The organism is Lactococcus sp. bn62, assembly GCF_029492705.2.
GTDB lineage: Bacteria > Bacillota > Bacilli > Lactobacillales > Streptococcaceae > Lactococcus > Lactococcus petauri.
Window position 1 is genome coordinate 1291257 of record NZ_CP120417.1, and the last position, 21463, is coordinate 1312719.

A 21463-nucleotide genomic window follows, 5' to 3' on the forward strand; every position below is an offset into this window, starting at 1 on the left:
TATATAGGCACAAAAATGCTGGCCTTTATTGCTTAAAAAGTTCTAATCTTCTTTTGCTTATCTTCTTTCTTTTTGATAGAATTAAGGAATGGTTAAAATTTTATTTACCTCAATTATTAAAGTAGCAATTGCACTTTTCATCATTATTTCTTTTGGAATGATGATGTTCACTTCTCTCTTACCTATCATGTAAGCAATAAAAAGTACCGGAAAATGACCGGTACTTTTTTAGTCGGAAAAGGGTTCAACATGGACGTCGACATCAAAAACTTCAAACTTTTCGGACAGCTGCTGCTCTATTTCTTCAGTAATCAAGTGACTTTCCGCAACCGAAAGTTGAGCATCCACATAGATGACGATGTCTAGAAAAATATTGGCACCATAAGTTCTTCCTCTAAGAAAAGGGACACCTCTCACACCAGGAATTTCTAAAATATAATTCTTATACTTTTCCAAATCTTCTTCAGGAAAACCATCCGATAACGTAAAACTACTCTCTCTGAAAATATCAATAGCCGTTTTGATAATAATAATACCAATAATAAAAGCAGCTATCGTGTCTAAAATATAAAAGTGAAGATAAGAAGCGGCGATTGCTACAGCCGCACCAATTGATGTATAAGCATCACTTAAATTATCCTTTGCTGCTGCCATCAAGGCTTGCGAATTAACTTTTTTCGCTAATCTGCTGTTATAGATATACACAGCCACCATGATCAAAGCAGAGCCGATACCGACTAACGCAGATAAGGGATTTGGTGGTGTAAAAGAATTATTTACAATCTTTTCAAAAGAAGAATATAAAACTTCGAGCCCAACCATAAGCATGATAAAAGACGTAATCATGCTCGCAATATTCTCAAATTTCCAATGCCCATAACGATGATCATCATCCTTTGGTTTTCGGGCAAGTTTCAGTCCTATAAGTACGGAAATTGAGGCAATCACATCTGTAAAGTTGTTCAAGCCATCCGCACGCAAGGCCTCCGAGTTTGCAAATATTCCCATAAATATCTTTGTAAAGGCTAAAATGATATATGCTGAAATACTAATCCACGCGCCTTTTTCAGCGATTTTCAGTTCTTTGTATCTCTTATTTTCCATATCCTTCTCCTTCTGAAAAAAAGTAACCTTTCTATTGTATCATCGACGATTGTAAAAACAAAATGAAATGTTGTTTTTATTTAATCAAGCGAAATTAGAACATTATTGTTTGAATTGCTCCTCTATTTCTACTTTTCTTCTATTAAATGACTTTCTTACAGTAAAAGAAAGCGTACTCTTTTCATCTATGGTATACTATAATTAGGAGATTAATTTATGAAAAAAATTATATTAGCATTTATTCCACTACTTTTACTTGTTGGTTGCGGAGCGGATAAAAAAGAGAACACTGCCAATTTTGCTCAAGATAAGCAGTCAAGTACTCACACTTCCTCCTCAACATCTGCCCCTAGTTCTTCTCAGGATACTGTCGCATCAAGTGAACAGCCAAAAAGTTATCCTGTAGCTTTAGAACAGTTTTCCAAAGGAGACTATTCAAACTTTCATGGACTCTATAAAAACAGCAGCAACGATATTCTAATTATCACAAAAGACCATATTGAATATTATTCTCATACCGGAAAAGATATTGGCTCTGTCATTATCAATGAAAGTACTTTTAAATCTAAGACTGAAAATCAACCCTTTAACCAAATTTATCTTTTTAATCAAGGACAAGTAGAGATCAACTTTAATGCAACAGCAGATAAGATTGAAGCAATTCAGATTACAGATAATGCTGGTACTTCTTCTGATTTTACTTTAGCAGCCCAACTTGACAGCAATAATTTTACTAAGGATACTGTACTTAATTATTTTAAAAGCTATCTTTCCAATCCAGAGGATTTTTATTTTGATGCTGTGAACACGCAAGATTCTTTTGTAATCCAAGTTTTTTCAAAAGAAATGCGAGCAAATGGTGGAAGCGGAACCGTTGGTTTATACAAAGTTTTACCTGATGGCACCATTTACCTTGTTACTTATGACGTAGCAACAAATACGTATCCCAAGGCCGAATAACCCCTTGTCGAATTATTTCTATATTATAAATTCAAAAAATCTACGTTATATATACGTAGATTTTTTTATAAGTATATTTTCTAGATTTTATTCAGTGCTTTTTGAGGAACATCTTGCTTCTGGACTTCTTCCCAGCTCGTGACTCCCTTCTTATCGTTATATACGAGTCTTAAATAAGCATCGTGTCTAAGATTATGATCTCCAGTGAAGTTCATTTCTTTTGCTTCTCCCTTTTCATCATAGCCGGTCAGCGTATAATAGTACCTCGTAAATTCTTACCCTGAATCGTCTTTTTCTTTTTTAGCAACACCATCTTCTTGTATATGCACGTAGTAACTGTCGCCACCATATGCTGTATGATACCAAGCATAACTGGAGCTATACTATAAAAGTGGACAGAAAATTGTGTGTTATAATCTGTCTATTAAGACACAAAAATGAAAGGACTTTTATGTCAGGTTTTAAACGTTACGACGAGGAATTTAAGCAATCTCTCGTTAATCTCTACCAAACAGGTAAAACTCAATCCGAACTCTGTAAAGACTATGGTGTCTCCCCTTCTGCACTTGCAAAATGGATCAACCAGTACTCTCAAGTTCGTCTTGAAGATAATACGGTCTTGACTGCTAAACAGATTCAAGAATTACAAAAAAGGAATGCCCAACTCGAAGAAGAAAATCTTATCTTAAAAAAAGCAAGTGCCATATTCATGCAAAACTCCAAGTGAGATTAAAAGCAGTCTATAGACTCCGATTTGAACACACGACAGTTATGCTCTGTCGTGTTTTACATGTCAATCGTTCCACCTACTATAACTTCATAAACAAGAAGCCCTCAAAACGTGAAATAGAAAATCAACGCTTGAGAAAATTACTCCTTGAGATTTATATGAAAGCCAAGAAAAGAATTGGAACGAGAGCTTTTAAAATTATTCTCCTGCGTGATTATGGCGTTAATATTTCTGAGGGGCGTATCTTAAGACTTCTCAAGTCTATGACACTCCCTAAAATGTCAACGATTAAACCTAGAGTTAAATCAAAACACTCTCCTGCATTTTCTTCTGATAATCTCCTTAAACAAGAATTTAATCCTAAGTCCCCGAATCAAGTATGGACAACTGATTTCACTTATATTTCTATAGGACATAGACGGCATGTTTATCTCTGCGCCATCCTTGACCTCTACTCTAGAAAATGTATTGCTTGGAAAGTAAGTGACAGGATTGATGCTAAACTTGCCTGTGACACATTAGGGATGGCTATAAATAAGAGGAAGCCTAAGGAACCAATCATTTTTCATTCGGATCAAGGTAGCCAATTTAAATCAGCTTCCTTTAGAAAAATATTAGATGAGCATCAATTGCTTGCTTCTTACTCCAAACCTGGATATCCTTATGATAATGCTGTCACTGAGGCCTTTTTCAAGTACCTCAAACAACGGGAAATAAACAGAAGAACTTATCACTCCATTCAAGAAGTTCAACTCTCTTGCTTTGAATACATCGAACAGTTTTATAACAACTATAATCCTCATTCCGCAAACAATGGTTTAACTCCAAATCAGAAAGAAGAAAACTATTTTAAGAAAATATAGCTCATTTTGTGTCTAAATATTTGACATTAGTCCATAACCTCCACCGACAACAATCAATACAAGTGCCACAATTCCCACTAATACTTTTTTCATATTTCATACCTCATTTATTTTTCTTCTATAAAACTATTTTACTGTTATTTTTACTGTTATAACTTACATTTTCTTAAGAAAGTAATTTTCACTCTTCATTAAATGTGAAAAATCCACTATTCCTCAAGCTTATTTAGTGCTGTTCGAGGGATTTCATACTCTTGCCTTGTTTTCCAGCTGTTTGCATCCTTTTTATTGGCCGCATGAATTTCCAGATAAGTTCCCACATGTATTTGATGATCTGTTTTAAGATGAAGCTCTCTAACATCTCCTCTAGAACTGACTCCCCTTACCGTATAATTATATTGACCGTCTAAAGTCCCATCCGTGTTCTTAAGTATTTTCGTATTTACCTTCCCTTGCACATGGGCAAAGTAAATCGTTTGTGTATAGCTAATATTTTTCCAAAAAAAGCCAATATCTAAAATTAAGAGCACGCCTAAAAAACCAAACAATATTTTTTTCATTTTATTTTTCCATTCAACACACAACATTAAGTTGTTAGCATTATTTTACTCCGAATTTGTCTAAAATATTCTTACATTATTGTAATAATCAAGCTTGAGTCTTCTTAATATTTGGACTGCGTTAACTCTTTCTTATTCTGAGCTTTATTGGAACAGGGCGAATTCGCCCTCCCAAACTCCTGATTTTATTTAAGATTCTGTCATTATTTCTTCTATATAATTAGCCCTCTTTAGTGTCTTTATTTTAGAAAATATTTTTTAAAAATTATCAAAAATATGCAACTTTAGTTGTATAAAAAATTGCATAATCAGTGTTTTTTATCTATAATACAGGTATAAAAGCCCCAAATTAAATAGACAGAAAATATATTTCTTTTTATCTAGAAGAAAAAATTTTTATTCACTTTAACTTCAGGGCCACTACACTTAGAGGAGTAAGCATTCTTGATAAAGAATTCCAAAAAAGCAATCACTAAAAAAATTTTTCTATATGAAGCACTATTTGTAGTAGCCTTTCTCTTGAGTTCTTTTTGGCTTTTCAGTGCTATTCGTTCAGAAAATTTTTCTTTAGAGCAAATTTATTCAAAAAATGGAGCTTATATCTTCATCCTTAGTTTAATAGCATTGATCGTATCTTATCTGAATCGCGATAAATTAAAAGATTGGTTATCATCTGTTATAAGATTTTTAGGTAACAATATTGTCGCAGTATTTGGGATTATGGTTCTCTTTCAAATAGTTACCCTTTTATTTGCTTCTGGACTCTCAGGATACGATGTTTATGGAGTCTATCATGCTGCTATGGGCGATATAAATTCTCAGAAGTGGATCTATCTGCAGAACTATCCTAATAACTTTTTACTTTTCTTATTTATGAGAGTTGTTCATAGTCTAACTCTTTTACAAATTTTAAATATCATCGCAATAGATTTTTCTATAGCAATGTCATATTTTACAGCAAAGCATCTTTTCGATAAACAAACCGCTCGATACAGTATCTTACTTTTTATAGCAACACTCGGTTTTAGTCCTTGGTTTTTAAACACATACAGTGATACTTTTGTGTTACCCTTTGTCAGTTTAGGTATCTTCTTTTTGACACAATGGAGTCAAGACAATATTTCCGCTCACTACAGACTTATATCTTTACTCTCTGCTGGTTTTTTCAGCTCCATAGCTTACTATCTGAAGCCCTCTGCAATTATTTTTGTGATAGCATACTTTTTAATTTCTATGCTTAAGCTAAGAAAACTCAAACCTTTCTTTATCTCCTTTTTAGTCTTTATTATTGGTGCTTTAGTGTTTGCAATGCCTTTTACACTTTATAAAAACAATCAAAACTATGTTCAATTTGATAAAAATAAAGCGTTTCCTATGACTCATTTTTTGATGTTAGGTATCTCTAAAAATGGCATGTATAATGTACCTGACGTGCGACTTACCAGATCAGCCAAAACTGCTAAGGAAAAGAAAGAGGTAAATATTGAGGTCTTCAAGCAAAGACTAAAAGAATTAGGAACTCTAGGATATGTCAAATTCCTATATGGAAAGTATTGTAAAACTGTCCGTGATGGTGCCTATGCTTGGGGCGCAGACGGTGCAGGTAAAACTGGTTTTCTTGTCACACCTAATCTCAATCCAAGCGAAAAACTCTCACCTTTTATTCATTCAAACTTCGGAAAGTTTTTAAGAAGCTTTATTTATACTGATAGCAATGGTAAAGGTTATGCCAATGGAAAAAATACTTTTTTCTACAGATTCTTTGCTCAAATCATCTATATTATTGTGATTTTTGGGATTTTACTTTCAACTTTAAAATCAAAATATGATTTTAAAGTTATGTGGTTACTCTTATCTATGATTGGGCTTATGCTCTTCTTGCTTCTCTTTGAAGGTGGGAGAAGTCGCTATCTTATTCAAGCCTTGCCTGTATTCGTTATCTTAGCAGCTTATGGCTATCATTCAAAATTTGCCTCTCAAGATTTAAAGAACGGATAAAAAAGCAAACAAAACTCCTACGGTGTAGGAGTTTTATTTATAAAGTTTTAACACACAATCTTGCAAAGTTTTTTTGTTAAAATATAAATTACAATAAAAGGAGTTATTCTATGTTTTCATTCACTATCCCTAGCGCTTCTCTTCAAGAAATAATTTTTCTAAGTATCTGGTATGGCTTTATTTCAGGCATGATTTCTGGAATGGTTAAGATTGGTTGGGAAGCAATTCTACCACCAAGAACTTCTGAAAGAAATGCCACGAATCCACCCCAGCGTATGTTGGAGCAATTTGGAGTACCCTCTTCACTTACGCATGCTTATGTTTTATATTCACGTGATCAAAAAGTATATTGGTTTTCTTTAATCTTACATTTTAGTTTTTCCATATTCTTTGCTTCATTATTTATTTTTATTGCACAATATTGGCCCTGCATTGCCCTTTGGCAAGGAGCTGCTTATGGAATCATCATCTGGTTCATCTGGCACATCGTTTTATTGCCTGTTATGAAAACCATTCCTGCACCTTGGAAACAGCCGTTTGCTGAACACTTCTCAGAGTTCTTTGGACATATCGTTTGGGCCTGGTCGATTGCTGCCTGTCTTTATTATTTAATATCAAAAGATAGCAGTGGAATTTTAACGAACATTTAAGTAAATTAAATTTGTGTTTTAAGTTTATTGTGCTACAATAAAAATAGAATTTCGTTATATTCGTTATAGTGTCCTTTCGAATAGAAACAAGAAAGGGGAATGCATATGACATTCACTAATAACACTAAAAACTTCAAATACACAGTATCTCTAGATACTTCAACGAATTTATTTAAAGCTTCTCTGGTAGACCCTACTTCTTCATTAAGTAGTATCGGCAACACCATTGAAGAAGCCGTGTATAATTTAGAAACGATAGCATAACTGACAGCGCCTATTTGAATGGGCGCTTTTTTTGTATGAAAAAACCGCTCAATAAAGCGGTTTTCTAGTCTATAAGAATCTATATAAACTGGTATATGGAGGCGAGGGGAGTTGAACCCCTGTCCAGACACCTTGCTACATCAACGTCTACAACCATAGGACTTTCTCTAGTTTAACAAATTTCCAAAGCCAGTCTCAAACAGTAGAAATTTGCGGTGCTTTAAAATCTCTTTTTTTATGTAAAGCCACCATAAAAACGTATCCGACTGAGGTTTAGAGCTTCAGGCCGCCATCGGCGAACGATCATCAGCTACGCAAGCTGGTGTTTAGGCAGCGAGTGCGTAAGAAGTGTTATTTTTAGCAGTTATATTTATCTGCGATGGATTTAGGTGACATCACCACCAGTTGCAGTTCATGCGCGACAATGCCTGTCGAATCCGTAACGCCCCCGTTACGGTGGAATAACTTCCAGACATTAATTATAGCACAAGTCACCTAATATTTCACGCGCAATGGTCGTACTAAAATGGCCATAATCGAAAGGACTATAATGCCAACACAAATGCCAACAGTGACTAAATTAACTTGGCCTGGCGCATTTAACACGTTGATTGGAGAAAGCAAACTGAGGGGCAACCATTCGGAAATATCACTCAGTGTCTGAATGATCGAACTCACTACCATCAGTACAATTGTAGAAACAACTGCTAGAAACGCCTTCCGTGTCCAAACAGTAACAGCACTGCCAAATATGACCAAGGTAAGTAGAGCTAGGTTTTGAACCAAACTCGACGAGAGTACCCTGCTCAACTCAATTTCAGGAAAGAAAACCCAGGTTACATATGTGGCACTTGCCACACCTACCAAGTTACTCACTAGAGTGACTAAAAAGGCAAGGAAAAGCTTAGGCGTCCATAGGATAATCGAATTTCGGGCTACGGTTGAATAATAAAGCCCGAGTGAACTCTCCTTTTTCAACTTAAAAGTATCCGCAGTAAAGTAAACCAAAACAAAAAGGCCAATCTGAGAAATATTACTAAAATACGACTCCATCAAAGCTTTCCAATTGGGGTCTGGCATGAGAATAATCGTCCCTTCTGTCCCTCCAAAAGTTGCAAGAAATTCCTTCATATAATAAATCAAAACGGGTGAGGTAATGCCAAAAAAAGCAAATAAAAAGAAAAGAATGAGGAGACGGCTATTGCGCCACCACATTTTCATTTCCAAAAGAATTAATCTTCTCACTGTTCTCCTCCTGTAATTGCACGCTCAAAAGCCATCTCAAGACTGTTGCTTGTAGCACGATAAGTACTTATTTTTTGCCCAATATCCGGGAAAATTTGTAACAGTTTCTCTGTATATTCACTCTTAATCATCAATTTCCCCGTAATTTCAGGATAGAATTCAATATCATTTACCTGAAGAATATCCATGACTTCCTGTTTGACTTGCTCACTTTTAATCTCTAGTTCTGCAAACTCGTCCAACTGGCTGCTTTCAATGAACTGATAAAGTGTGCCTTGAAAAATAAGTTCGCCATGATTTAAAACAAGGAGGCGATCGGCAATGTTTTCAATATCTGCGAGAAGATGACTGGAAACAACCACCGTTTTTTCCTGTGATACTTTAGTAATCAGTTGCAAAATCTCAATGCGACCAATAGGATCTAGAGCACTTGTTGGTTCGTCTAGAAATATCAAAATTGGATCAAGTAAGAGCGCGACTGCAATTCCCAAACGTTGCTTCATCCCCCGTGAATAGCCACCAACTTTCTTATTGGGATACTCTGACAAACCGACTTTTTCGAGGGTTGCCTCAATTTGTTGAGGCTCTTCTGCTTTTTCGTTCAAGGCGCAACTTTGTTGTAATACCTCTGTTGCGGTAAGGTAGGCAGGAAATTCAGGTGTGTCCGGACAATAGGCCAAAGCTTGATTAGCAAGCTTAATTTCACCCTGACTCGCTTTATGTTGTCCTAAAATCGCATGAATTAAGGTTGTCTTTCCTGCACCATTAGGGCCAATCAAGCCAATGATACCTGGATCTGCACTGATTGAGCACGTCACGTTTTTTAAAGCATCAAAATTGCCGAAAGAAACCGTCAAGTCTTCTATTTCAATGATTTTATTCATATGTGTCCCTTCCTACAATAAAATAAAGAATTCCGCCTAAGGGAATCGAAATGATACAGACAAGGGCCCAAGCCCATTTTGGCAGGTGTTTAACATGCGCACTTTTAAAAATACTGTAAAAGCAAGCCCCTAAATAGAGACAAGCCAGTAGAATCAATGGAACAATGATACGGATATCCATTTTGTACACTCCATTCTTTACCTTTTAAAATTCATCTTCATCAATTTTTTGAATTTCACGCAATTGTGTTGTTAAGTGTTGATCAGATGCGTATTCTGCTAAAAGCTCATCGATCAACTGGTTGCGCACCACATAATTAGAAAAAAGATGCAACTTCTCCTCATAGCCTTCTAATACTTTTTCTGTCCGCTTAATATTATCATATACAGCTTGACGACTAACATTAAATTCCTCAGCAATCTCAGCTAAGCTATAATTATCCGCATAGTAAAGTTCAATATAATTCATCTGTTTGTCCGTCAAAAGTGTCGCATAGAACTCAAACAAGGTGTTCATACGATTTGTTTTTTCGATTTCCATAATTTCCTAATATTCTAAGAAAACAACTGATTTTTTAATCTTTGTTTTCATCCTTATTCATAACTTAATTGTCCGTTATCTTTTATAATTTTATCATAATTATCGTTATAATCATAAGGACATCTTTCCAGATTTTAGGCTTTGTTTTCAGATAAAAGCTTGTTATAATAGAGGAATGAAAAAGATTTTAATTGCGGATGATGATCGTTCGATTTTAACCTTACTTTCTTATAATTTTAGACAGAGCGATTTTGAAGTTACAACTGTCAGTGATGGCAAACAAGCTCTGGATAAGGCTAAGAGAAATCATTACGATTTAATTTTGCTGGATTTAATGATGCCCGAACTCTCTGGTATTGAAGTAACGGAAATTTTGCGAAAAAAGCAAAATTTCACACCTATTTTGATACTCACTGCGCGTGATGACGAAGAAATGAAACTGACTGGTCTTAATTCAGGTTCAGATGAATACTTGGACAAAGCAACACCTATGAAAGAAATTATTGTCCGAGTAAATGCGCTCATTCGACGCCACCAGCACTATAATAAAACGATTGAAAACGAAAAATCCGCGGAAAAATCTGGTATTAAATTTGACCGATTGGAGCTTGATTTCACTAAAAAAGTTTGTATCTTTGATGGACAACCTTTAGAGCTAACTAAACGTGAATTTGAAATTTTAGAACTTTTAATTGAGCGCTCAGGCGATGTGATTTCGCGTGAAGAATTGCTGCAGCACTTTTGGGGGATTTCTTCCGCTGCCGAAACGCGAACTATTGATGTTTTAATCAGCAAAATTCGTAAAAAGTTAGACAATCAATTTATAAAAACAAAACGAGGATTTGGGTACTACTTCTCTGATGAAAAAGATTAAGCTAAAAAATATTGTCCTCTCGACAATCATTTATCTTGTTGCGACTGTGATTCTGCTTGTTTTTCTCAACATTCAGATTCTAAAAACAGATACCAATCGTGTCTTGCACACCATTGATACTACGAAAACGCTCCTCGCAGAAAATCCAAATTCTGCGCTTCCTAACAAGTTTCAGTATCTTCCTGCAGGTACACACAACCAAGAAACCGCAAAGATTGAAGAGGGCGCAGACTATGCACAATCTGTTAGCCGTCACTCTATTGAAATTACAAGCCCTATCCGTGTTGACGGTGTGATAACAGGTTACCTTCACGCTGAAGACAGTCGCACTTCACCTTGGTTTACCAACATGATGGTCGGTGGCTTTGCTTTGATTGTTTACCTTGCCTGTGCTTCTTACGTTTTTGTTCATGCCAGACGTAATTATCTTTTCACTCAAGATATTGTCGCTAAAATCAAAAACATCGAGCGTAGCCCTCTCACGCAAAGTTATTTGATGAGCGAAAACGATGATAAAGTAACTCTAGCGCTAAATTCTCTGGGCGAATACATCCAAAATCAAATTTTATCGCACAGTGAAAAGAAAGAGAATATTTACGAATTCATTGAACTGTTCCAATTTCCTATTTTCATTTACAATGCTAAAGGAAAAATTCGTAAAACAAACGCTTCGTTTAAAAATGAATTTGCGGATACACACAACCTTGATATTTTCAGCCCTTATGCTGACTTTTTGAGTTTCTTAGTGGATAAGATGCTTAATCCGACCACACAAGAGAAGAACTTTTACTTTGAGAACATTAATGCTTATTATCAAGTACGTATCTCACCTTTACCAGACTTGGACAACCGCTTCTTAGTCACTTTACTTGATATAACAGCATTTAAGCGAACACTAAATGCCCATAATGAACTGATTGCTAATGTCAGTCACGAACTGAAGACACCTTTAACTTCAATTAAAGGATTTGCTGAGTTACTGAAAGATGACACACTTTCTGAAGCAGACCGTCATGAGTTTTCCCACATTATCAGTAAAGAAAGCTCACGCTTGATTGCACTCGTTCAAGACACGCTTCTTTTAACCAAACAAAATATTCATATCGACAAGAAGAAAATTAATCTTGCCACACTTGTCGAGGAGATTTTAAACACTTCACAACCCTTGCTTGATGAAAAGCACTTGTCACTTCAGACAGATATTGCTCCCATCTCTCAAGTTACCAACCGTCAGATGGTGCATAGCATTTTTGAAAATTTAATTGAAAATGCGATTAAATACACGGATGATCATGGAAAAATCTACGTTGGCCTCCATCAAAACAAGAAAAAAGTTGTTTTCACCGTCACAGATAACGGTCCTGGTTTAACAGAAATTGAAAAATCACGTATTTTTGAACGTTTCTACCGTGTAGATGAAAGCCGTACCCAAGTCACAGGAACTGGTCTAGGCTTGTCTATCGTGGACAAAAACGTCCGAGAACTTCAAGGACACATCGAGGTAATCAGCGTTCCGGGTAAAGGAACGACATTTACTGTTACTTTATAAAAAGAAAAAAGACTTCTATAAAGAGAGTCTTTTTTCTTTTTAACGTTCCAAATAAAACTCAAATCGATCTCCAACATACTGAGACAGGACGTACTCAAATGCGCGACCATCGGCCAAATAAGAAATTTGGGTAAGTCCTAAAATAGCATCGCCTGACTTAATCTTAAGATATTCAGCAACTTCGGTACTGACTTTTTTAGCGGAAATAATCTGCTGACTACGCTCAATTTCATAGCCTGCTTGTGTCAGTGTGTTAAAAAAGTTAGAGGTAATATTTTTCTTTTCAAAAGATTTTACCACATCATAAGGAATACTTGCAACTTCATAACAGATGGGGACTTGATCTGCATAGCGCACACGTTCCATCCGGATAATCGTTTGTTCTTTCGAAATTTCCAGCTTCTCGCACTCGACTTCGTTAGGCAAAGTTTTGAGGTAACTTAAAACTTCAGTTGACGGTGTTTTTCCCTGTGCAGTAATAATTTCTGTAAAGGAGGTTGTACCCCGCATCTTTTCGCGCACCCGACGACTAGCAACATACGTCCCACTCCCCACACGGCGTTCCAAGATTCCTTCCTCGACAAGCGATGTTACTGCTTGCCGCGCAGTCATCCGACTTACGCCAAAGCGCTCAGCTAAATCTCGTTCACTCGGCAGCCGTTCACCAATCTTCCAAACTGCTTTTTCAACTTCTTCTTTGATTGCATCATGAATTCTTATATAATTTGGAACATTGCTTCTTTGCATGGTGTCTCCCTCTGCCTTGTTTTTTTATTATTATATACCAATTTCAAATAAAAAACCAGCTATAATAGCTGATTTATATAATTGGTATAATTATTTTGCAGGGACTGTGATCTCACCATTGATGATTTTTTCTTTAGCAGTTTCAACAGCTTTCCATGCTTCATCGGAAGTATTGTTACGTGCGAGAGCTACACCTGAGTTTTTCAAGTCGTACTTAAGAATTTCACCACCAGGGAATTTGTTGTCTTTAGTTTTGTTTGAAACGTCTTTGACAACATTACCTACTTCTTTAAGTGTAGAAGCTAAGACGAAGTTAGATTCTTTACCATCTTTAGATTTAAAGTCACCTTCAGATTCTTGGTCACGGTCTACACCGATAACCCAAACTTTGTCTGCTTCGTTCTTTGTTTCGTTAAGGACACGTGCTTCTGTGAATACACCAGTACCTACACCACCAGCTGCTTGATAGATAATATCTGCGCCGCCAGAGTACATTGCTGAAGCGATGGTTTTCCCTTTACCTGCATCGCTAAATGAACCTGCATATTGCACATCTACTTTGATGTTTGGATTAACAGATTTAACACCTTCTTGGAAACCAACTTGGAAGGCTGTGATGATATCTGATGCAATCCCTCCGATGAATCCAACATGGTCAGTTTTTGTCGTTTTGGCTGCTGCAACACCGGCAAGATAAGCTGATTCTTGGTCAGCAAATGTTGCTGAAACAACGTTTTCTTGATTTTCAATCACAGAGTCAATAATTGCAAATTTAGTGTCTGGATTATTTTTAGCAGCTTGTGAAGTTGCTTCTTGGAGGCCGAATCCAATACCGAAAACTAAGTCATATCCACCAGATACAGCTGAGTTGAAGTTCGCTGTGTAGTCAGAAGCTGAGTTAGATTGGAAATAGTTGATACCTTTACCTCTTGAAAGGTTGTTTTCTTTACCCCATGCTTGCAAACCTTCCCAAGCTGATTGGTTGAATGAACGGTCATCAACACCACCAGTATCGGTAATCATCGCTACATTGAGATCTGTTTTGGCTTCACCACCTGAAGCTGCGTCACGTCCACGGCATCCTGCCAGAACTGCTACTGATGCAAGTGCAAGAGCACCAACTGCGAAAATACGTTTATTCATGGAAACGTTTTCCTCCAAATTTAAAAATTTTTAAAACTCTCGCAAGTAAGAGTTTTTATGTATAAGTTTATTTTAAGATATTTTGCATATTAATTCAAGTCAAAAAGAAAGATGTAGCATTTATCTACATCTTTGTTCGGAAATAGCTTTTTTTCTGTCAATTTTAGAATTTTATTCCAGTTCTTTAAAGGAATAAGGCAACAATTGCCCCACTGATGTCTCTTTAACTTCCCCCATTTTTGAAAGAAGATAAACCGGCATATCAGCCTCACAAAATTCAGATACGACTTGACGGCATGCACCACAAGGACTGATTGGAGCAGCCGTTTCTCCATAAATATACAGACTTGAAAATTCCAAATGATCTTCGGACACAGCCTTAAAAATAGCTGTTCTCTCTGCGCAATTGCTCAAGCCAAAGCTCGCATTCTCAATATTACATCCTTGATAAACTTTACCATCCGTAGTGACTAGCGCTGCACCCACAGGAAAATTGGAATAAGGGACATAAGCATGACTGCTTGCTTCGCGTGCTGCTTCAATGAGTTCTTTAGTAGCTGGCATTGGCAGTTTCACCTTCCATGATAGCGACACCTGAAGAACAGCCCAAGCGGTTTGCGCCAGCTTCAATCATGGCTTTGGCATCTTCAAGATTACGGATACCACCTGAAGCTTTGACACCCATATCTGGTCCAACGGTTTCACGCATCAATTTTACATCTTCAACTTTGGCACCAGCTGTTGAAAAGCCTGTTGATGTCTTAACAAAATCAGCGCCCGCACGTTGTGCAGCTTGACAAGCTTTGACTTTTTCTTCATCTGTCAAAAGACTTGTTTCGATAATAACTTTAAGGATACGACCATCCTTAACGGCATTAACTGCTGCAATATCACTTTCCACTAAGTCCCATTTGCCGTCTTTAGCTGCACCAATATTAATCACCATGTCTACTTCGTCTGCACCTTTTTTGATGGCATCTGTGGCTTCAAAGGCTTTGACTTCTGAAGTATTTGCTCCGAGAGGGAAACCGATAACTGTACATACTTTTGAAACTTCATCTTTAAGTTGTTCAGCAGCAAAAGCTACCCAAGTTGGATTGATACACACACTAGCAAATTCGTATTTTTTTGCTTCATCAATGATAGCTTGAACTTTTTCTTGTGTTGCATCTGCTTTGAGGATTGTGTGGTCAATGTATTGATTGATTTTCATTTTTAGGTCTTCTCCTAGTTATTATTTATTATGCGAACTTTTAAGTACGCTTTAGTTGTGAACGTTAAAATCTATTTGGGCTTGCGACTTTTAAGGTAAAGCATACCAATAATCGTATAAACCGAGATAAAGATAAGAATAAAAAGTGTAACTTTGAGCAGCGTATTCTGGGCCCAAAGATTCATTCCAATTGCGCCAAGTACAGCGGCTGTTACACTTTGGAGTGCTTTTATTCCGTTAGGAATAGGGGGAAGTTCATTTTTCATCAGCGAATAATTTCCAAAATTTCAGGGGCATGAACTTGCTGGTCAGAAATTTCGATATTGTCCTTAAACTCCGCAATCAAATCGGAAGAAATGGCACGATTGCTATAAAGTGTAGCAATAAGATCACCTTTTTGGACGGGGTCACCCACTTTTTTCGCAAGGTTAATACCTGCTTCAAAATCGATTGTATCTGTCTTGGTCGCTCTTCCAGCTCCTAGCTTCATCGCAACAATACCGACACCCATTGCTTTTTCTTGTGAGATAAAACCTTCACGCTCAGCATAGATCTCAACAGTATGTACCACATTTAATTCTGCAGTCAAATGCTTAAATGCTGTTGCATCTCCGTGTTGTGCTTCACACATAGCAAGGAATTTAGCATAAGCTTTACCATTATCAAGGTTTTCGATGATTTCTGGAACAGTTTTTTCTACACCTGCTAACGCAAGCATAATTTGAGCCAGTTCCGCGATAAAGTGACGGAATGCCGATGTACCTTTTCCATTTAGCGTATTCACGGCTTCCGTAATTTCATTACGATTACCAATAGCATGTCCTAACGGCTGGTTCATATTGGTCAAAACTGCTACTGTTTCACGTCCAACAGCCTTGCCTAAGTCTACCATCGTGCGGGCTAAGAGGCGCGCATCTTCGATATTTTTCATGAAAGCACCATCGCCGACAGTTACATCAAGCAAAATAGCATTTGAGCCAGAAGCAATTTTCTTAGACATGATAGAGCTTGCAATCAATGGAATAATATCAACTGTGGCTGTCACATCCCGAAGTGCATAGAGAAGTTTGTCTGCTTTAACCAACTCATCAGACTGACCAATCACAGCGATTCCTGAATTCTTTACTTGGGCAATAAAGTCTTCTTCTGTTTTTTCAATTTCAAATCCGGGAATAGACTCTAACTTGTCTAAGGTTCCACCGGTATGTCCCAAACCACGGCCGGACATTTTAGCGACAGGGACATCAAAGCTGGCTACTAAAGGTGCTAAAATAATCGTTACTTTATCACCTACACCCCCTGTAGAATGTTTGTCTACCTTCACACCAGGAATGGCTGACAAATCAAATTCTTTACCTGAGACAACCATGGCCATGGTCAAGTTGGCTGTTTCTTCTGTCGTCATACCTTTAAAATAAATCGCCATAGCTAGTGCTGCCATTTGGTAATCCGGAACTTCGCCCGTTGCATAACCAGAGATAAGCCAATCGATTTCAGCCTTCTCAAAGTGGCCGCCATCACGTTTTTTTTGAATCAGGTCTACCATTCTGTAGGTCATAGTTTCTCCTTATAACTTCTTAAAATGTAATATCCTTTATCTTTAGCGACAATCTCGCAATTGCCAAAGACATCCTTCATTTTCTTTTGTGCACTCGGTGCTCCCTGTTTTTTCTGAATAACGATCGTTAAATGCCCGTCATCATTTAAATGCTCATAGGCGTCGGATAAAATAGTGTGGACCACTTCTTTCCCCGCACGAATAGGGGGATTAGAAATAATAGCATCAAACTTTCCTTCAACATTATCATATATGTTTGATAAAAAAATACCATTGACTTCTATATTATTTTTATCAGCATTTTTCTTAGCTAAATCAAGGGCGCGGCTATTTACATCTACAAGTGTGGCTTTCAAGCCATATTTTTTTGCTAAAGTTAAAGCTAGGGTACCATAACCACAACCGACATCGAGCAAAGTCTTCGCTCCTTCTGGTTGAAAATTATCCAGTAAAACACGTGAACCGTAATCAATAGCGTTTTTAGAAAATACACCTGCATCTGTCAGAAAGTGGAGGGGAAGCCCTAAAAGTTCAACCGATAGTTCCTGCACGTCATGTGCTAAATCTCGATTGTCTTCATAATACATATTTGTTTTTACCATTACAGTTTATTTTATCACAAAATATTTCATTTTTTCTGGGAAAACCTTTACAGATAGAGAGGAAGGATTAGAAAACCCTTACATTCTAATCTTGTTTTTTCAAACAAGTCGGAGCTTCCTAGCTTGGATACTGCTTAGGTTTAGGGCTTTCTTGATAATTTTATAAAGTTAATCTTGCTGTTAAAACAAGTCTCTAAACACAGCCGACAAGCAAAATATGCTAAAATATCTTTATGAATAAATTCATCAATTATGATGAAATTTCGCGAGAAACGTGGCAAAATCTCTACCTTTCTTCAATCGTGCCTTTGACAAATAAGGAGCTCGATGCCATTCGTTCACTCAATGATGAAATTTCACTCCAAGACGTTATCGATGTATACTTGCCTTTAATTTATCTGGTCCGCCTCTATAAGAAAAATATTGAAGATTTAAGCTTTTCAAAAGGCTTATTTTTACAAAAAATTGTTAAAACGCCGCCATTAATTATCGGAATCTCCGGTTCTGTTGCAGTTGGAAAATCGACTGCAGCTCGCCTTGTTCAACTTCTTTTATCCCGTGAATTTAAAAAATTAAGCGTAGAACTTGTGACAACCGATGGCTTTCTTTATCCTACAGCCGTTTTAGAAGAGCGAAACATGTTAGACCGTAAAGGATTCCCTGAAAGTTATGACATGGAGCACCTCTTGAACTTTCTTTACCGCGTAAAGAACGGTGAAACATGTGAGATTCCGATTTATTCCCACGAAAATTACGATATCCTCAAAGATCAAACCCAAACGATCGATCAACCTGACATCTTAATTGTCGAAGGGATAAATGTTCTCCAAAATCCACAGAGCGAGCATCTATATGTTAGTGATTTTTATGATTTTTCTATTTATGTCGATGCGGATGAAGCTGTGATTGAAAGATGGTATTTGGAGCGTTTTGACAGTCTACTCAAACTTGCCGAAAATGATCCAAATAATTATTATCACCAATTTACAAAAATGCCTTACGATGAAGTGATGCAGCTAGCGCGTCAGACTTGGGCCAATACAAATTTGCCTAATTTGCGTGACTACATTGAGCCCACTCGCAATCGTGCGGAAGTCATCTTACACAAAACAGAGAATCATTACATTGATAAAATTTATTTGAAAAAGTTTTGAAAAAGCATAACATTAATTTACTCTTTAATTAAAAATGCTGTATTTTTGTATCAAACGTTTTTATAATCTGTTCTTTTATGATAAAATATTTTAATATTAATTTTTAGGAGGCCCACTTGTCTGATAAACAACTTGAAAAAATTATCGTTCTTGACTATGGTAGTCAATATAATCAATTGATTGCGCGTCGCATTCGTGAAATCGGTGTTTTCTCAGAGCTGATGAGTCACAAAGTCACAGCTCAAGAAATCCGTGAAATAAACCCTTTGGGGATTGTACTTTCTGGGGGTCCTAACTCTGTTTACGACGAGGGTTCATTTGATATTGATCCTGAAATTTTCGAACTTGGATTACCTATTTTAGGTATCTGCTATGGTATGCAACTGATTAGTCACAAATTAGGTGGTAAAGTTGAGAGTGCTTCTGAAAGCGAATATGGTGTTGCACCTATCGAACTTAAAGCAAAATCTGAACTTTTCGCTCATACTCCTGAAACACAAGATGTTCTCATGAGCCACGGTGACCGTGTTGTTGAAATCCCTGAAGGCTTCCATGTGGTTGCTACTTCTCCAAATAGCCCATTTGCAGCGGTTGAAAACACAGAACGTAACATTTACGGTATTCAATTCCACCCTGAAGTACGTCACTCTGTATACGGAACAGATATGCTTCGCAACTTTGCTTTAAATATTTGTGGCGCTAAAGGTGATTGGTCAATGGAGAGCTTCATTGACATGCAAATTGAAAAAATCCGTGAACAAGTGGGAGACAAAAAAGTCTTGCTTGGTCTCTCTGGTGGTGTAGACTCATCTGTAGTTGGTGTGCTCTTACAACGTGCTATCGGTGACCAATTGACTTCAATCTTTGTGGACCATGGTTTCCTTCGTAAAGGCGAGGGTGATCAAGTGATGAACATGTTGGGAGACAAATTCGGCTTAAATATTATCCGTGTTAATGCTGAAGAACGTTTCATGAATAAGTTAGCTGGTGTGTCTGATCCAGAGAAAAAACGTAAAATCATCGGTAACGAATTTGTTTACGTCTTTGATGATGAAGCTTCTAAACTTAAAGATGTTAAATTCCTCGCTCAAGGTACCCTTTATACAGATGTCATCGAGTCAGGAACAGATACTGCTCAAACAATCAAATCACATCACAATGTTGGCGGCTTGCCAGAAGATATGCAGTTCGAATTGATTGAACCTTTAAATACTCTCTTCAAAGACGAAGTTCGTGCCCTTGGTACAGAACTTGGTATGCCTGATGAGATTGTATGGCGTCAACCATTCCCAGGACCTGGTCTTGCCATTCGTGTTATGGGTGACTTGACACCTGAGAAAATCGCGGTCGTCCGTGATTCAGATGCCATTCTTCGTGAAGAAATCGCTGCTGCTGGATTAGACCGTGATGTATGGCAATATTTCACTGTTAATACTGGCGTTCGTTCAGTCGGTGTAATGGGCGATATTCGTACTTATGACTATACACTCGCTATCCGTGCCATCACTTCTATCGATGGTATGACAGCAGAGTTCGCCAAACTTCCATGGGATGTTTTACAAAAAATTTCAGTACGTATCGTTAATGAAGTGGATCATATCAACCGCGTCGTCTACGATATTACCTCTAAACCACCTGCAACTGTTGAATGGGAATAATTCCTAGGTAAAACAAATAAAATAGAAATAAAAAATCGCTCAACAGAGCGGTTTTTCTTTTGTCTGAATCGTTAAATTTGGCACAAAATAATCCCCCAACCTTATTGCTGAGGGATAGAGTTTATTATTTTTTACACTGCTATTATAACATCAAGAAAGCGTTATCGCAAGTGTTAAATAATTTTATTTTATCAAAGAATTAATGCAAGTTAACTTAAGCTTTTTCAAGTTCGAACAGGGGGTTTTTAGGAATTTCTTGCTTTTTAACTTCTTTCCAACTCAAAACGCCTTTTTTCTTATTGGTTACGACTTTCAAATAGTCATAATGTTTTAAACTATATTGTGCCGTAAGCTTTATTTCTTGCGATTTTCCTTTTTCATCAAATCCAATGACGGAATATTTATATTTTGTAACGTGACCATTATCCGATTTTTTCATTTCAATTTTTTCATCTTCTTGAATTTTCACGAATAAATTCTTGCCACCATGCTCTGAATTGTGCCATACAGAATTTCCAACTATTAAAACTATAATTGCAACCAGGCCAAATACAACTCTTTTCATTATAAAATCCTTTTACTTATTTTTCCTGTAAAAACTATTATATAATGCTTCGCCCTTTTTTTTAAGGAAAACGACTCAGAATTCAGAAAAAATTTTATAAGCAAAAAAGCTCTCCTGAGGAAAGCTTTTTTGCTTATTTGACAACCATAACGTTACAACGCGCATGATCAATAACATATGCTGTTGTAGAACCAACTAATAAACGGTCAAAGGCGCCTTTACCAGTAACACCAATAACGATTAAATCAATATCATTTGCTTGAGCAAAATCTACGATTTCTTTTTTTGGGGAACCTTCCACTCGATATGCCTTAAACTCTACCTGTTTCTTGATAATTTCAGAAGCTCTTTCAATGATTGCCCGTGATTGCTCTTCTAAATTTTCCAAGATAAGTGGTACACCATAAGCTGAACCATAAAGTCGCACATCGTCTTTGACATTCAAAACAAATAGCGATGTTTCATTGCGTGCTGCAATTTTTACAGCTTCACGTACTGCTTTGTCAGATTGTTCTGAACCATCAACAGCTACCAAAATGTTTTTGTATTTTTCTCTCATAAAAAGCCTCCCTTTTCTAAAATTATCAATTTAATTCCTGTA

At 36.8% G+C, this 21463-nt stretch carries 23 protein-coding genes, 1 other RNA gene and 2 pseudogenes; 9 read left to right on the plus strand and 17 right to left on the minus strand.

Annotated elements, in window-relative coordinates; genetic code table 11:
• Positions 1-228: 228 nt before the first annotated feature.
• A complete protein-coding gene (locus P3G65_RS06715) occupies positions 229-1104 on the minus strand; it encodes a cation diffusion facilitator family transporter (protein ID WP_019292579.1) in 876 nt (291 codons plus the stop codon).
• 216 nt (positions 1105-1320) lie between these two features.
• Here P3G65_RS06715 and P3G65_RS06720 point away from each other — a divergent pair, with 216 nt between their 5' ends.
• Positions 1321-2064 carry a hypothetical protein gene (locus tag P3G65_RS06720; protein ID WP_019292580.1) on the plus strand — a complete coding sequence of 248 codons (744 nt, stop codon included), beginning with the start codon at positions 1321-1323 and terminating at the stop codon, positions 2062-2064.
• An 80-nt stretch (positions 2065-2144) separates the two neighbouring features.
• Here P3G65_RS06720 and P3G65_RS06725 read toward each other — a convergent pair.
• Positions 2145-2435: pseudogene (locus tag P3G65_RS06725) on the minus strand (YxeA family protein); the annotation flags it as partial.
• Between the two features lie 80 nt (positions 2436-2515).
• Here P3G65_RS06725 and P3G65_RS06730 point away from each other — a divergent pair.
• Positions 2516-3673 (plus strand): annotated as a pseudogene (locus P3G65_RS06730) (IS3 family transposase).
• Between the two features lie 193 nt (positions 3674-3866).
• On the opposite strand, the gene P3G65_RS06735 reads toward P3G65_RS06730, so the two are convergent.
• Positions 3867-4217, minus strand: coding sequence for a YxeA family protein (locus P3G65_RS06735; protein WP_019292335.1), 351 nt, complete (start codon positions 4215-4217; stop codon positions 3867-3869).
• A gap of 444 nt (positions 4218-4661) precedes the next feature.
• Between P3G65_RS06735 and P3G65_RS06740 the strand changes: the two genes are divergently transcribed.
• From P3G65_RS06740 to P3G65_RS06750, 3 genes are all read left to right on the plus strand, one after another.
• The gene (locus tag P3G65_RS06740) at positions 4662-6215 is read left to right on the plus strand and encodes a glycosyltransferase family 39 protein (RefSeq protein WP_284071134.1); all 1554 of its coding nucleotides are present in this window, start codon (positions 4662-4664) and stop codon (positions 6213-6215) included.
• A 110-nt stretch (positions 6216-6325) separates the two neighbouring features.
• Positions 6326-6865 carry a DUF1440 domain-containing protein gene (locus P3G65_RS06745; RefSeq protein ID WP_019335905.1) on the plus strand — a complete coding sequence of 180 codons (540 nt, stop codon included), beginning with the start codon at positions 6326-6328 and terminating at the stop codon, positions 6863-6865.
• Positions 6866-6970: 105 nt separating this feature from the next.
• Positions 6971-7129, plus strand: coding sequence for a hypothetical protein (locus P3G65_RS06750; protein WP_165706996.1), 159 nt, complete (start codon positions 6971-6973; stop codon positions 7127-7129).
• A gap of 93 nt (positions 7130-7222) precedes the next feature.
• Here the strand turns inward: P3G65_RS06750 and ssrA are convergent.
• The 5 genes from ssrA to P3G65_RS06775 all read right to left on the minus strand — a co-directional run bounded on the left by ssrA (position 7223) and on the right by P3G65_RS06775 (position 9799).
• Positions 7223-7579, minus strand: a transfer-messenger RNA (tmRNA) gene (gene ssrA / locus P3G65_RS06755).
• A 45-nt stretch (positions 7580-7624) separates the two neighbouring features.
• The gene (locus tag P3G65_RS06760) at positions 7625-8374 is read right to left on the minus strand and encodes a hypothetical protein (RefSeq protein WP_019292338.1); all 750 of its coding nucleotides are present in this window, start codon (positions 8372-8374) and stop codon (positions 7625-7627) included.
• Positions 8371-9258 (minus strand): ABC transporter ATP-binding protein, encoded by an 888-nt coding sequence (locus P3G65_RS06765; RefSeq protein ID WP_019292339.1) that lies wholly within the window; start codon positions 9256-9258, stop codon positions 8371-8373. The genes P3G65_RS06760 and P3G65_RS06765 overlap by 4 nt, the downstream gene beginning before the upstream one ends.
• A complete protein-coding gene (locus P3G65_RS06770) occupies positions 9251-9439 on the minus strand; it encodes a PLDc N-terminal domain-containing protein (RefSeq protein ID WP_017370945.1) in 189 nt (62 codons plus the stop codon). The genes P3G65_RS06765 and P3G65_RS06770 overlap by 8 nt, the downstream gene beginning before the upstream one ends.
• Before the next feature lie 24 nt (positions 9440-9463).
• On the minus strand, positions 9464-9799 hold the full coding sequence (locus tag P3G65_RS06775; RefSeq protein ID WP_004256834.1) for a putative DNA-binding protein: 336 nt from the start codon (positions 9797-9799) through the stop codon (positions 9464-9466).
• 175 nt (positions 9800-9974) lie between these two features.
• Here P3G65_RS06775 and P3G65_RS06780 point away from each other — a divergent pair, with 175 nt between their 5' ends.
• The gene (locus P3G65_RS06780; RefSeq protein ID WP_004256833.1) at positions 9975-10673 is read left to right on the plus strand and encodes a response regulator transcription factor; all 699 of its coding nucleotides are present in this window, start codon (positions 9975-9977) and stop codon (positions 10671-10673) included.
• Entirely contained in the window at positions 10642-12222 is a 1581-nt protein-coding gene (locus P3G65_RS06785) for a cell wall metabolism sensor histidine kinase WalK (protein ID WP_019292340.1), read from the plus strand. Before P3G65_RS06780 ends, P3G65_RS06785 begins: the two co-directional genes overlap by 32 nt.
• Before the next feature lie 39 nt (positions 12223-12261).
• Here the strand turns inward: P3G65_RS06785 and P3G65_RS06790 are convergent, their stop codons facing one another.
• The 7 genes from P3G65_RS06790 to P3G65_RS06820 form a co-directional block, all read right to left on the minus strand.
• A complete protein-coding gene (locus P3G65_RS06790) occupies positions 12262-12969 on the minus strand; it encodes a GntR family transcriptional regulator (protein ID WP_004256827.1) in 708 nt (235 codons plus the stop codon).
• Positions 12970-13059: 90 nt separating this feature from the next.
• Complete coding sequence (locus tag P3G65_RS06795; protein ID WP_019292341.1) at positions 13060-14112, minus strand: BMP family protein; 1053 nt, start codon at positions 14110-14112, stop codon at positions 13060-13062.
• A gap of 171 nt (positions 14113-14283) precedes the next feature.
• A complete protein-coding gene (locus P3G65_RS06800) occupies positions 14284-14676 on the minus strand; it encodes a cytidine deaminase (protein ID WP_004256817.1) in 393 nt (130 codons plus the stop codon).
• Positions 14663-15325 (minus strand): deoxyribose-phosphate aldolase, encoded by a 663-nt coding sequence (gene deoC / locus P3G65_RS06805; protein WP_004256814.1) that lies wholly within the window; start codon positions 15323-15325, stop codon positions 14663-14665. Before deoC ends, P3G65_RS06800 begins: the two co-directional genes overlap by 14 nt.
• A 71-nt stretch (positions 15326-15396) precedes the next feature.
• On the minus strand, positions 15397-15591 hold the full coding sequence (locus P3G65_RS06810; RefSeq protein WP_014024941.1) for a hypothetical protein: 195 nt from the start codon (positions 15589-15591) through the stop codon (positions 15397-15399).
• Positions 15591-16883 (minus strand): pyrimidine-nucleoside phosphorylase, encoded by a 1293-nt coding sequence (locus tag P3G65_RS06815; protein ID WP_019292342.1) that lies wholly within the window; start codon positions 16881-16883, stop codon positions 15591-15593. The genes P3G65_RS06810 and P3G65_RS06815 overlap by 1 nt, the downstream gene beginning before the upstream one ends.
• Positions 16880-17485 (minus strand): class I SAM-dependent methyltransferase, encoded by a 606-nt coding sequence (locus P3G65_RS06820; protein ID WP_019292343.1) that lies wholly within the window; start codon positions 17483-17485, stop codon positions 16880-16882. Before P3G65_RS06820 ends, P3G65_RS06815 begins: the two co-directional genes overlap by 4 nt.
• 233 nt (positions 17486-17718) lie before the next feature.
• Between P3G65_RS06820 and coaA the strand changes: the two genes are divergently transcribed.
• Both coaA and guaA read left to right on the plus strand, forming a co-directional pair.
• Positions 17719-18639, plus strand: coding sequence for a type I pantothenate kinase (coaA, locus tag P3G65_RS06825; protein WP_019292344.1), 921 nt, complete (start codon positions 17719-17721; stop codon positions 18637-18639).
• 116 nt (positions 18640-18755) lie between these two features.
• Positions 18756-20297, plus strand: coding sequence for a glutamine-hydrolyzing GMP synthase (gene guaA / locus P3G65_RS06830; protein WP_017370164.1), 1542 nt, complete (start codon positions 18756-18758; stop codon positions 20295-20297).
• A gap of 214 nt (positions 20298-20511) precedes the next feature.
• On the opposite strand, the gene P3G65_RS06835 is transcribed toward guaA, so the two are convergent.
• Together P3G65_RS06835 and P3G65_RS06840 are read right to left on the minus strand one after the other, a co-directional pair.
• On the minus strand, positions 20512-20862 hold the full coding sequence (locus P3G65_RS06835; RefSeq protein WP_019292345.1) for a YxeA family protein: 351 nt from the start codon (positions 20860-20862) through the stop codon (positions 20512-20514).
• Between the two features lie 133 nt (positions 20863-20995).
• Complete coding sequence (locus P3G65_RS06840; protein ID WP_014024946.1) at positions 20996-21421, minus strand: universal stress protein; 426 nt, start codon at positions 21419-21421, stop codon at positions 20996-20998.
• Positions 21422-21463 lie beyond the last annotated feature (42 nt).